This is a genomic window from Nitrospira tepida (assembly GCF_947241125.1).
Taxonomy (GTDB): Bacteria; Nitrospirota; Nitrospiria; order Nitrospirales; family Nitrospiraceae; genus Nitrospira_G; species Nitrospira_G tepida.
The window spans coordinates 2,458,371-2,470,397 of the sequence record NZ_OX365700.1 but is presented as its reverse complement, the minus strand read 5'-3'; the positions used below and the strand labels follow the sequence as shown (position 1 = coordinate 2,470,397).

Sequence of the window (12,027 nt, the reverse complement as noted above, 5' to 3'; positions counted from 1 at the left end):
AGACATACGGAATGTGACAGATCGATACGCCTCCGGTCCGAAGAGACCGCGGCCGAGCCGGGTCGTCACATTCCCTATTCCATAAGCCCGCACAGTTGCCTGGGCCACCGAGCCCGCATCAAGACAAGGACGGGCTTCACCAAGGAGGAGGCGATGCAGACATCGTCGGTGTGTGTCGGAATTGATATCTCGAAAGCGCAGCTGGACGTCGCCATGCGGCCGGCTGGCACGCCGCTGAGCGTCCCGTATGATGCCCAGGGAATCAGCACGGTGATCGCACGGCTGAGCCAGGTATCGCCGATACGGATTGTCGTGGAAGCCACCGGGGGCTTGGAACGGCCGTTGCTGCGGGCGCTGGTGGACGCCGCCTTGCCCGTGATCGCGGTCAATCCGCGCCAGGTCCGGGACTTTGCCAAAGCGACGGGCCGGTTGGCGAAGACCGATACGCTGGACGCGCAGGTGTTGGCCCGCTTCGCAGAGGTCATCCAACCGGAAGTGCGGGCGCTCCCCGATCCGCAGACCGCGGAACTGGCGGCCCTGTTGGCGCGACGCCGCCAAGTGCTGGCGATGCAGCGGGCCGAGCAGAACCGGTTGGACCGAGCTCCAGCCCGCGTGCGGAAGCGGATTGAAGCCCATCTGCGCTGGTTGCGCACCGAACTGGCCCGGCTCGACGAGGACCTCGATGACATGATTGAAGAGAGCCCCATCTGGCGTGCACGCGAAGATTTGTTGCAGAGCGTGCCCGGCATCGGACCGGTAATGAGTCGCACGGTCTTGGCCGAGCTGCCGGAGTTGGGCTTGCTGAATCGCAAGCAAATTGCGGCCTTGGTGGGCGTCGCGCCCTTCAATCGGGACAGTGGGCGGCTGCGCGGCCGACGCACCATCTGGGGTGGGCGGGCCCCCGTCCGCACCGCGCTGTACATGGCGACCTTGGTGGCGACGCGCTGGAACCCCGTCATCCGGCAGTTCTACCAGCGACTGCGTACCGCCGGCAAAGCATCCAAGGTCGCGCTGGTCGCCGCGATGCGCAAGCTGCTGACCATTCTCAATGCGATGGTACATCATGGGACTCCATGGCAACCGGCCGCTGCACGGAGAGCTTGACATTCAAGACAGTTGCTTGGTCCTTCGCGGCTGTGCTTGCCCGTCTCGCCTGGCGACTGCACGATTTCGCCACGAATCGCCATGAATAATGCGGGTTAGACCTTCCCACCTCTCCCCGATCAAACTCCAATAGCCCTACTGCCGGTGCAGCGTCTTATAGAGCCGCTGGCGTCGGGAAGAGCCTTGCAGAGCCTGGAACAGGTGGCCGCGGAACAGGAACATGAGGACCGTGAGCGGTGGGGTGCAGATCAGGACCAGCAGCGTACTCAGCTCTTCCGGCACGCCGAGCTGCGCCAGCCAGGCGGTGAGCGCCGTAAAGGGCAGGACCAGCAACTGCGTGAAATCCAGACCGGCCCCTCGCCCCAGGCGAGCGGACAGGGTAAAGAAAAACGTCAGCCCCAAGGGTCCGATGACGACGACCAGTGGCAAGAACCATTCGATCCAGTTCTCAAGCACGAATTCATAACTGGCCTTCATCACCTCCAGCGGCGAATCGTGTCGCAACTGATAGATGACCTCGGGCGCCGGGTTCAGCAGGACAAACAGGAGGAAGAACACGGCGGTGGCAAGAAAGGCTCCCTGGGGATTTGCGGCCATGCCCTGATCGAGCAACATGAGCGGAATCCACAGGACAAACCCGACTCCGATGACATCCCAAAAATACTTCCCGAAACTCTCCTGAATATCGCGCAAAGAGATCGGTCTGGTGCTCTTGACCGCCAACTCGAAGAGAAAGAGCGTCGCGCCGATCACCAGGGCGTTTACCGCGCCAAGAATGAATCCTCCGGCGATGCCAAGGGGAGCGGCGAGCGTAGTCGCGATCATCATGATCCCGAGGAACAACACCAATGCCAGCGCGACGATCCACCCCAGGCGAAACGACCGCATCGTGGCGCTCAACGCCGACCGATAGAGGTCCCATGTCGCGAGAAGATAGCTCATGTTCGGATAGACGGCTGCTTTGGCTTGGACCGGCCTGTCAAGGACCGCTGGATCCACCAGCCGGTCAACCTGGCCCAGAACCGATCGGGCAACAGGACCCGGCCCAACCGTACGAAACGGCCGATGAATCCGGTCGGCACCACGACTTGCCCCGATCCAAGCTGCGAGAGCGACAGGCGCACGACCTCCGACGGCAATTGGAGGCCGATCGGATCATGGGGCTCGGAGCCGGCTCTGCTGTGAAAGTCTGTAGCGGTCGAGCCGGGACAACAGGCTTGGACGTTCACCCCGTAGGGCCGCACCTCTTCAGCCAAGGATTGCGAGAAGGCGATCAGGAAGGTCTTGGTCGCCGCATAGACCGCCATGTACGGGATCGGCAGGAACCCCGCCACGGAGGCCACGGTGACGATGCCTCCCGAGCGCCGAGCGATCATGTGGGGCAGGACCAAACGAATCGTTTCCACGACGGTCAGGACGTGCAGGCGCACCATGGCTTCCAGAGCGGCCGGCGACATCCTAGCAAATTCGCCGAAGAAACCGAACCCCGCATTGTTCACCAGGAGATCCACGTGAGAACGCCATGACTGGGCGGCCAGATGAAGTTGTTGCGCCGCTCCCGGCTCGGCCAGGTCGATGACCGCCGTTTCAACGACTCCTCCATAATTCGCCATGAGGGTCTCGGCCAGACTGCGGAGCGCCGCCTCATCCCGGGCGACCAACAGAAGATCGTAACCGCGAGCGGCCAGGGCTCGTGCATACTCGGCCCCGATTCCACGCGACGCGCCGGTGATCACGGCAAAGGGCCTGTCGCTATCTGGCTTTGTCACGGTCGACCGCGCCATGTGCCATACATAAAGGGACCGCCTCAGGCCGGTCAAGGAGAACCCGCGCACATCAGTCCATCGAGCGAACGATCGTCCATCCGGCGAGGCCGGCATTGACTTAGAGGGGGCGGTGATTAATCTTACAGAACGGGCAATGACACCCTCATCGGCTTGAAGGAGCGCGAGACACGATGGACATGAATCGCATGACAATCAAGTTGCAGGAAGCTCTGCAGGCGGCCTCCGGCCTGGCGATGCGCAGAAGCCATCAGGGCATCGATGTCGAGCATCTGCTCTCGGCCATCCTGGATCAGTCCGGCGGCATCGGCCCCAGCCTTTTGGAATCGGCCGGCGTCTCGCTTCAAGCCGTCCGCCAGGCCATCGAGCAGGCGTTGGCCCGTGTTCCCCAGGTCCAGGGACCAGGTAGCGGTCCCGGACAGATCCATGTCACGCCTCGCCTCTCGCAGGTGTTGAACCGGGCTGAGCAGGAAATGCAAGGTCTCAAAGATGAATACCTGAGCGTCGAGCATGTCATCTTGGCGATGGTCGAGGAAGGCGGCGTCTTCAGGAAGCTCGGCCTGACCAGAGACAAGGTCTTGTCGGCCCTTCAGCAGGTCCGGGGCAACCAGCGCGTTACCAGCCAAGATCCGGAAGGGACGTATCAGGCACTGGAAAAATACGGCCGCGATCTGACGAAACTCGCCTCGCAAGGGAAGCTGGACCCGGTCATCGGCCGCGACGACGAAATCCGGCGGGTCATTCAGATTCTCTCGCGGCGGACCAAGAACAACCCGGTCTTGATCGGCGAGCCCGGCGTCGGCAAGACCGCGATCGTCGAAGGCCTCGCCCAACGGATCGTCAAGGGCGACGTGCCGGAAGGCCTCAAACAGAAACGGGTCGTGGTGCTCGATATGGGCGCGTTGGTCGCGGGCGCCAAATTCAGAGGCGAATTCGAGGAACGGCTCAAGGCCGTTCTCAAGGAAATCCAAGCCGCCTCCGGACAGATTCTCCTGTTCATCGACGAGTTGCATACGGTCGTCGGGGCCGGGGCCGCGGAGGGCGCCATGGATGCGGCCAACCTGCTGAAACCCATGCTCGCGCGCGGGGAACTCCACCTGATCGGCGCCACCACGCTCGACGAATACCGCAAGCACATCGAAAAAGACGCGGCCTTGGAGCGACGGTTTCAGACCGTGCTGGTCGATCAGCCTTCAGTCGAAGATACGATCTCGATTCTCCGCGGTCTGAAAGAACGATACGAAGTCCATCACGGGGTCCGGATCAAGGATGCCGCGCTGGTCGCCGCCGCCAAGCTCTCGCACCGGTATATCTCCGACCGCTTTCTGCCCGACAAGGCGATCGATCTGGTGGACGAAGCCGCCGCCCGTTTGCGCACCGAGATCGACAGTCTTCCGGCTGAGCTGGATGAGGTGTCGCGGAAGGTCCTGCAACTGGAGATTGAGCGGGAGGCGCTGCGCAAGGAAACAGACGCAGCGAGCCGGTCCCGCCTCAACACCCTCGAAGACGAGCTGGCCGAGAAGAACCGTGACTTGCAGGTCCTCAAGACCCGCTGGGAAGCCGAAAAGGTCTCGGTCGGCCGGCTGAGAAAACTGCGCCAGCAAATCGAACAGGTCAAACAGGAGATCGAACGGGCGGAACGCGCCTATGATCTCAACCGCGTGGCGGAACTGCGATACGGCGAGCTGCCCAAATTGGAGCGGGAGCTGGCGTCGGAGGAGCAACACCTTCAGAAAAAACAGGGCGAGCAACGTTTGTTGAAGGAAGAGGTGGACGAAGAGGATATCGCGCTCGTGGTCAGCCGGTGGACGGGCATTCCGGTCACGAGGCTGGTCGAGGGCGAGACGGAGAAAATTCTCCGGTTGGAAGATCTGCTCCACGAACGGGTGATCGGGCAGGACGAAGCGGTCCGGGCCGTCGCGGACGCAGTGCTGCGGGCTCGATCCGGCATCAAAGATCCCAAGCGGCCGATCGGATCGTTTCTGTTCCTCGGCCCGACCGGCGTCGGCAAAACGGAACTGGCGAGAGCGCTGGCCGCGACGCTTTTTGACGACGAGGGCAACCTGATCCGGATTGACATGTCCGAATACATGGAAAAACACACGGTCGCGCGGCTCGTGGGAGCGCCTCCCGGCTATGTGGGCTATGAAGAGGGCGGCCAACTGACCGAAGCGGTCCGCCGGCGCCCCTACTCCGTGATACTGTTCGACGAGGTCGAAAAGGCTCATGCCGACGTCTTCAATATTCTCCTGCAAGTCCTGGACGATGGGCGCCTCACCGATTCTCAGGGCCGGACGGTGGATTTCAAGAATACCGTCCTGATCATGACCTCCAACATCGGCAGCCAGCACATTTTGGAGGCCCAACACCTGCGAAAATCGTATGAGGAGATCCGGAACCTCGTGCTTCGGGAGCTTCGCCAGCATTTCCGCCCCGAATTCCTGAACCGCGTGGACGAGACGGTCGTGTTCCATCCGCTCACCGCGCAGGAACTCGGTCGGATCGTCGATATCCAACTGGGCCGTCTCCGGGAGCGGCTGGCGGAGCGGCGAATCACGCTCAGCCTGACGCCGGCGGCACGGACTCACCTTGCGGCCTTGGGCTACGATCCGGTTTACGGAGCGCGTCCACTGAAGCGGTTGATCCAACAGGAGGTGGAAACGCCGATGGCGCGGCAGTTGGTGAAGGGAGAGCTGAGAGATGGCGACAGCGCCGTAGTCGACGTGAAGGACGACCGGATCGTCGTCATTCCGGTGGTTGAAACGAAACCGTAATGCTCGCCGGTTCCGCCGCCTCCGTGAAGGGGTGTCGGCGGAACCGTCAGCCGATCGCCGCAGCCCCGCCTTTGGCATCCGTGTCGCCGCCGCTTAGCCGATGTCTGTCGATCCGGCATTCCGTCGGGGAGATCTCGCACAGATGCCCTTTGATGGTCCAGAACGAAGCCTTGTTGATGACGACGCGATCCGGCTCGCGCTGCTCCAGGCGCAGCACAAGCTTCCCCGACTCGATTTCCTTGAGCTCAACCGTGTTCGGCGATTTGTTCAGCTCATAGGCTCGCTTCTCGTTGAACGCGAGGGTGCTGTCCACGATTTTGGCGACCATGCGACCGGCCTGGTCGAACAGGGCAAAATTGACGAGCAAGGCCCCGTTCGACGGCTTCACCGCCAGTTGCGCCAACGGCACGCCTTCGATGTCGATCACTCCGTTTGAATTCCGATAGAGGTTCGAGCCGATTTCAATATCCATGCACCCCTCCGCTGTCTGTCGATCGAATGATCACTGCCTTCTGCGCGGGTTCCCGTTCACGCCTTCTTGATCCGATTCAAGATTAAGGCGATGCACCCGCCCATCAACCCGCCTCCGGCCACGGCCGTCAGGATCTCCAGAAACTTGGCCTCCCAGACAGACCCTTGGGCCTGCATCACTTCCCTGATGCCGCCTTGCAACATGATGACCGCCAAGGCCATCGTCGCGCCGATAAGAAACCACCACAGGAAGGTTCTCAGAGATTGCATGAAAATCGCCTATGCCTCGACCTTTCGATCAAGCGACCGATACTGCACCGCTTCGGCCACGTGAGCCGTCGCAATCCGGTCCGCCCCGGCCAAGTCCGCGATGGTTCGCGCGACGCGCAGAATACGCCCGTAGGCCCTGGCGGACAAGCCCAGCCTCGTCATCGCCTGTTCGATCAACCTTTGCGCCTCGTCATTCAACGCACAATACTTTGAGAGCTGCTTCGGCTTCAACTGGGTATTGGTGAACCAGCCTTCCTTTCGATAACGCGATCGCTGCCTGGCCCTGGCCTCGACGACGCGGCCCTGGATCGCGGCGGAACTCTCCGCAGGAAGTCCATCGCGGCCGAGATCCTGGATCGGCACGGGCGGGACCTCGACGTGCAGGTCCAAACGGTCCTGCAACGGGCCCGACAACCGTCCTCGATAGCGGCGGATCTGATAGGGTGTGCACAGACACTCCCGCGAGCGGTCTCCATAGTAGCCGCAGGGGCAGGGATTCATCGCCGCGATCAACATGACGCGGGCGGGATAACGGACCGAAGCATTCGCGCGGGTCAACAGCAGCACACCCTCTTCGAGCGGTTGCCTCAACCCGTCGAGGACATGCCGTTTGAACTCCAACACCTCGTCCAGAAACAACACGCCCTGATGGGCGAGCGACACTTCCCCGGGGCGAGGAATCACGCCGCCGCCGATCAATCCGGCGTCCGAGATGCTGTGATGCGGGGCGCGAAACGGCCTGGTTGCAATCAGCGGCGCCTGGCCATCGAGCAGGCCGGCGCAACTGTAGATCCTGGTCGTCTCCAAGGCCTCTTCCAGCTCGAACGGCGGCAGGATGCTGGGGACTCGGCGGGCGAGCATGGTCTTGCCCGACCCAGGCGGCCCGACCATCAGCACGTTGTGTCCGCCGGCCGCGGCGATCTCGAGCGCCCGTTTCGCATGTCCTTGTCCCTTCACATCGGCAAAGTCTTCGTGCTCCGAGGGTAAGTCGCTCAGGTACGCCTGCCGATCGACGACCGTCGCGTCAATTTCTTTCTGCCCCTGCAACCAGGCCACGACCTCGGGAAGGGTTCGCACCGGCAACACGCGGACTCTTTCGATCATCGCAGCTTCGATCGCATTCTCAGCCGGGACGATCAGCGTCTTCGTCGATCCGGCCGCCATGCTCATCGCCAGCGCGCCCGGCACCGGTTTGACCCGGCCGTCGAGCGACAGTTCGCCCACGAATATCTTGTCTGCCACGGCCTCCCGTGAAACCACCTCTTCCGCCACCAGCAAGCCCATGGCGATGGCGAGGTCCAGGCCGGACCCTTCCTTCTTCAAGCCGGCCGGTGCGAGATTGACCGTGATTCTCTTGATCGGAAACGAAAACCCCGTGTTCTTGAGCGCGGCACGAACCCGATCCCGGCTCTCCTTGACGATTACGTCCGGAAGGCCGACCACGGAAAACTGAGGCAGCCCGCCGCCGACATCCACTTCCACCTCGATCAGGTGGGCGTCCATTCCGACGACCGTGCTGCTGAGGACTTTCGAAAGCATGGAGTCGTGGGAGGGTGATGAATGGAGGTGATGATGGTTCAACAGACAGGCACGGAGATGATCCGGTGTTCCTCGTAGGCAGCGGGATTATAGGGACGGGACCCTTTCGTTTTCAACAATCCCACCCAAATTGGGTATAATGAGGCCGCCGTCGAATGTCGGGCCGGCGACGCACCGATCACGAGAGCCGTTCAACCATGTCAACCACGCCGCGCTTGCCGAGATCCGCGCCCCTTCGACGGACCATCCTTTCTTGGTTCCATCGGCTGCGCCAACCGGCCGCCTGCTTCCTCGCCCTCATTTTCTTGTCGTTTGCATCCTGTTCCATCGGTCGAGCCGACAGTCCCCTGCCGGATTCCGGCACCTGGACCACTGCAGCCCCCGCTCCGACTGAACGGACCGAGGTCGCAGCCGCTGCCCTGGATGGGCGGATCTACGTCGTGGGCGGCTTTGAAGCTCCCGCGCTGGGCAACCTGTTGAATCTGAGCATCAGCGAGAAGGTCGAGGTCTACGACCCGCAAACCGATCGCTGGACGTCCAAGGCGCCGTTGCCGGTGGGGTTGCACCATGCTGGTTTGGCGGCGGTCGGCCGGCATCTCTACGTTGTCGGCGGCTACACGCGCTCGGGCCTGTCCGTCTGGAAGCCGGTAGCCTCGCTTTACCGGTATGACCCACAGGAAGATCGTTGGTCCGAAGGCACACCGATGCCCACTCCCCGCGGCGCTCTAGCCTTGGCCGTCGTCAACGGACGCATTCTGGCGATCGGGGGCTATAACGGCGACATTAACGTGCCGGCCGTCGAGGAGTACGATCCCCAAGCCGATCGATGGGCCACAAAGGCCCCCCTGCCCGATCCGCGCGATCATCTGGCGGCTGCCACCGACGGCCGTTTTGTGTATGTGATCGGCGGCAGGTTGAACGGCAGCTACAGCCGAAACGTGGCGCTGGTCCACCAATATGATCCCGAAGCGGACCGTTGGACCAGGCGCGCCGATCTCCCGACCGCCCGGAGCGGGATCACGGCGGCGGTCCTGGCCGGCCGGATCTATGTCTTCGGAGGCGAAGCTCCGGCTGGAACGTTCACAACCACGGAAGCCTACCAGCCTGGCTCCGACAAGTGGCAGACGATGGCGCCGATGCCGACCGGCCGTCACGGGTTGGGCTCTGCCGTCGTGGGGGACCGAATCTTTGTGATCGCCGGAGGACCGAAGCCCGGCGGGTCGTTCAGCAACGCGAATGAGGTATTCGTACCGCCGCGCGACGGACCAGGAACCAAGACCAGTCAGAAGGCTTCGCCCGCGCACGTCGGCAGCGTCATGGCCGTGTTGGCGACTCTCAGCGAGGCCGAAGTGTTGCCGCCGGAGGGAACGACGGAAGCCAACCGCGTGATCAAAAGCCTGATCCAGTTTCAATCGGCCATGATGAAGAGTCCCGATTCGCAGGTGCAGACCTTTTTTGCAACAGCCGTCGAACGCAAGTTCGGAGCCGAGGGCCGGACGCTGTTGGAAGCCGCCCGTCGGAAAGGCTGGACCTCCGAGGTGCTTGAAGCCGTCGCCGAGTTCGCGCGGGGACCGGTCCAGTGGGATCAGGCCAGGCTGGACGAGGGGTGGAGGACCTACAACGTGACCCAGTCGGACTTGCTCCTGCTGGCAGGCCTGTTCACGGAGGCTCGGACAAGATTCACTGCCAAGCGTCAGAATATTCACGACGTGTTTGCGTCAAAACGTCGATCCATGCCGGGCGCGGGCCAAAGCGCACCTGTGCCGGACGAGACGGTGATGTAACCGTGAGGAGCAAAGGAGGGTTCGATGGCAACGAGAGCCTATGTACTGATCAAAGTCCGCGCCGGGAAAACCAAAGCGGTTGTCGAAGCGCTGCGGAAAGTCCCCGGCATCGAACAGGTCCACCCCTGTTTCGGACAGCCCGACATCTTCAGCTTCGTCAGCGTCGCAGACGAACGGGCTCTCTCTGAGGTTGTCATCACCAAGATCCACACGATCGAGGGGGTCGAGGAAACCGATACCCACATCGTGGCCGACACTTAATCATTCGGCTGTTCGGGCCCCGCTACGTCACGACACCGGGCTATTTGATAGCAGGTTTCCACCAGCCTGAGCGCTTCCAATCCTTCCTGCCCTGGGACTGGCAGGGGTTTGTTGCAGGCGATGGCCTCCAGAAACGCCGAAAGAACTGCCGCAATCGTCGGCTGCTCCGGCTCGCTCCATGCGACCGGAGCCTGTCCGTCTTGCCGGACGATCAGATGATGCTTGACCCAGTCAACGGACAAACAGCCTGTTGGCCCCGAGGCCTCGGCTGTGCCAATTCGTTCCGATTGCGACCAGGCGACCAGCAGGTTCATGGTCAATCCCTCGGCTGTCGAAAGCCGGATGTCGGCCCTGGTCTCAAATCCGGCCAGCGGCAAACGATCCAATACACAGGCCTCGACCCTCGGACGAGAACCCGTCAAGTATCGAGCGAGATCCAGGACATGAATACCCAGGTCGAGCAGAACTCCCTTGCCACCAAATCCTGGATTGCCGGGCGGTCGTGGTCTGGTCGGCACGGCGAGCGTCATCATGAGGGTATGGATCGTCCCAAGCTCCGGCAGGCGGCCACGAAAGGCTTCCAGCGCGCGGTTGAAGCGGAGGGTCTGGGCGACCATCAACGGAACACCGGCCTTGCGAGCCCTGTCGACCATGTCCGCCCCATCTGTTTCGGTCGTGGCGAGAGGTTTTTCAACCAAGAGCGGCTTGCCCGCTGCGACGGCGGCCCGACAGATCAGGGGGGACAGTTGAGGTGGTGCGGCTGAGACCACCACCTCGACAGAGGGATGCTGCGCCAGGTCTGCCACCTGGTCCATGACTGCAATGGGATCGGGAGCTGAAAGCGGAAACCCTTGGCTCGCATCCTTGCGGCAGACGGCAACCAAACGGGCACCGGGCACATCCTCCAACAGATGGCGCGCATAGCGGAGCCCCTGCCGTCCCAGCCCGATCAAACCGACCCCGACCGGTGCCTGTTTCATCAGAGTCCTTTGCTGATGAGTCGTGGCCTCATCCGACATCCTCACCCATGGACTACACGGCCTGAATCCCACGGGCCTTCCGTTGACACCCTCCGAAACAGATCTTTATAGTACCGTCGGCCTGTCGCAAGGTCCCCCATAGGGATTCCCACAGGCGACGACGAACAGAACGACAACCATTACATGAACCCAGCAAGGATCCACCCATGACTGCCCATGTCTCGCCCTTCACTCCCCAGCAGATTGGCACAGGCGCCATACGCTTTCCAAGCGGCGCCACGATTCCGACGTACGCCGATGCGGCGGTCGATCCCTATTTCAAGACCCGGGTTCCCAAGGACATCCAGGTCGAGGCCATTTACTACTGGCCGCAGGAAAAAGGCGTGTACCCTGGCATCGTCCTGCTGCATGAGTGGTGGGGCCTGACCAGCCAGATCAAGGACGTCGCGCTCCGGCTGGCCTGCGAGGGGTATGGCGTGCTGATTCCCAACCTCTATACCAGATTGGGTGGAATGGTTACCGCCAGCGAAGAGGTCGCGGAAGCGCTCATGGGTCGGTTGAACGAGGCCGGCGTGTTGCAGGATATCAATTCCTGTTGCGAGTATTTCAACACGCGGGAATTCCTGAAGCGAAACATCCACGCCGTCGTCGGATTCGGAATGGGGGGCTCGCTGGCTATTCGTTTCGCCTGTCAACGCAAGCGGCTGCGAGCGGCCGTGGCTTATTATGGCCTGCTCAGAGGAGTCCAGAACCGCGTGTCCGAGCTGTACTGTCCGCTGCTCTATCACCAAGCTGGGGCCGACGCGCTGGTGCCGGCCGACGAGGTTGACCAGCTCCGCCGCACCGCCGCGTCTCATGGCAAGTCGGTGGAGATCAAGCAATATCCCGGGGCTGCTCACGGATTCAGCAACGAAATGCGGAAAGATGTTTTTCACTCCGATGCTTCGCAGCAGGCATGGGACGCCACGCTTGCCTTTCTTGCCGACCATCTCCGAGCCTGAACCGTCCCTTTCATCCAGTCGTGATCGTTCAGCGGATAGGCGCTGCCGGCGACCTGACC

11 protein-coding genes are annotated in these 12,027 nt (G+C 62.1%); 5 read left to right on the top strand and 6 right to left on the bottom strand.

Annotated elements, in window-relative coordinates; all coding sequences use genetic code 11:
• The first annotated feature begins 153 nt into the window (after positions 1–153).
• Positions 154–1,104, top strand: coding sequence for an IS110 family RNA-guided transposase (locus QWI75_RS11725; protein ID WP_289266904.1), 951 nt, complete (start codon positions 154–156; stop codon positions 1,102–1,104).
• A 135-nt stretch (positions 1,105–1,239) separates the two neighbouring features.
• On the opposite strand, the gene QWI75_RS11720 is transcribed toward QWI75_RS11725, so the two are convergent.
• On the bottom strand, positions 1,240–2,046 hold the full coding sequence (locus QWI75_RS11720) for a hypothetical protein (RefSeq protein WP_289268758.1): 807 nt from the start codon (positions 2,044–2,046) through the stop codon (positions 1,240–1,242).
• Positions 2,043–2,873 (bottom strand): SDR family NAD(P)-dependent oxidoreductase, encoded by an 831-nt coding sequence (locus QWI75_RS11715; RefSeq protein WP_289268757.1) that lies wholly within the window; start codon positions 2,871–2,873, stop codon positions 2,043–2,045. Before QWI75_RS11715 ends, QWI75_RS11720 begins: the two co-directional genes overlap by 4 nt.
• 188 nt (positions 2,874–3,061) lie before the next feature.
• Between QWI75_RS11715 and clpB the strand changes: the two genes are divergently transcribed.
• Positions 3,062–5,662 (top strand): ATP-dependent chaperone ClpB, encoded by a 2,601-nt coding sequence (clpB, locus tag QWI75_RS11710; RefSeq protein WP_370693569.1) that lies wholly within the window; start codon positions 3,062–3,064, stop codon positions 5,660–5,662.
• 46 nt (positions 5,663–5,708) lie between these two features.
• On the opposite strand, the gene QWI75_RS11705 is transcribed toward clpB, so the two are convergent.
• The 3 genes from QWI75_RS11705 to QWI75_RS11695 are packed head-to-tail and all read right to left on the bottom strand — an operon-like array spanning position 5,709 to position 7,942.
• Positions 5,709–6,134: a hypothetical protein gene (locus QWI75_RS11705; RefSeq protein ID WP_289268755.1), complete on the bottom strand. Its 426-nt coding sequence runs from the start codon at positions 6,132–6,134 to the stop codon at positions 5,709–5,711.
• 56 nt (positions 6,135–6,190) lie between these two features.
• Positions 6,191–6,403 carry a hypothetical protein gene (locus QWI75_RS11700; RefSeq protein ID WP_289268754.1) on the bottom strand — a complete coding sequence of 71 codons (213 nt, stop codon included), beginning with the start codon at positions 6,401–6,403 and terminating at the stop codon, positions 6,191–6,193.
• A gap of 9 nt (positions 6,404–6,412) precedes the next feature.
• A complete protein-coding gene (locus QWI75_RS11695; protein ID WP_289268753.1) occupies positions 6,413–7,942 on the bottom strand; it encodes a YifB family Mg chelatase-like AAA ATPase in 1,530 nt (509 codons plus the stop codon).
• Between the two features lie 197 nt (positions 7,943–8,139).
• Here QWI75_RS11695 and QWI75_RS11690 point away from each other — a divergent pair, with 197 nt between their 5' ends.
• Both QWI75_RS11690 and QWI75_RS11685 read left to right on the top strand, forming a co-directional pair.
• Positions 8,140–9,726: a Kelch repeat-containing protein gene (locus QWI75_RS11690; RefSeq protein WP_289268752.1), complete on the top strand. Its 1,587-nt coding sequence runs from the start codon at positions 8,140–8,142 to the stop codon at positions 9,724–9,726.
• A 24-nt stretch (positions 9,727–9,750) separates the two neighbouring features.
• Positions 9,751–9,987 (top strand): Lrp/AsnC family transcriptional regulator, encoded by a 237-nt coding sequence (locus QWI75_RS11685; protein WP_289268751.1) that lies wholly within the window; start codon positions 9,751–9,753, stop codon positions 9,985–9,987.
• Here QWI75_RS11685 and QWI75_RS11680 read toward each other — a convergent pair.
• Positions 9,984–10,967: a Gfo/Idh/MocA family protein gene (locus QWI75_RS11680; protein WP_289268750.1), complete on the bottom strand. Its 984-nt coding sequence runs from the start codon at positions 10,965–10,967 to the stop codon at positions 9,984–9,986. The genes QWI75_RS11685 and QWI75_RS11680 overlap by 4 nt on opposite strands.
• Positions 10,968–11,173: 206 nt before the next feature.
• Between QWI75_RS11680 and QWI75_RS11675 the strand changes: the two genes are divergently transcribed.
• Positions 11,174–11,968 carry a dienelactone hydrolase family protein gene (locus tag QWI75_RS11675; RefSeq protein ID WP_289268749.1) on the top strand — a complete coding sequence of 265 codons (795 nt, stop codon included), beginning with the start codon at positions 11,174–11,176 and terminating at the stop codon, positions 11,966–11,968.
• The last annotated feature ends 59 nt before the right edge of the window (positions 11,969–12,027 follow it).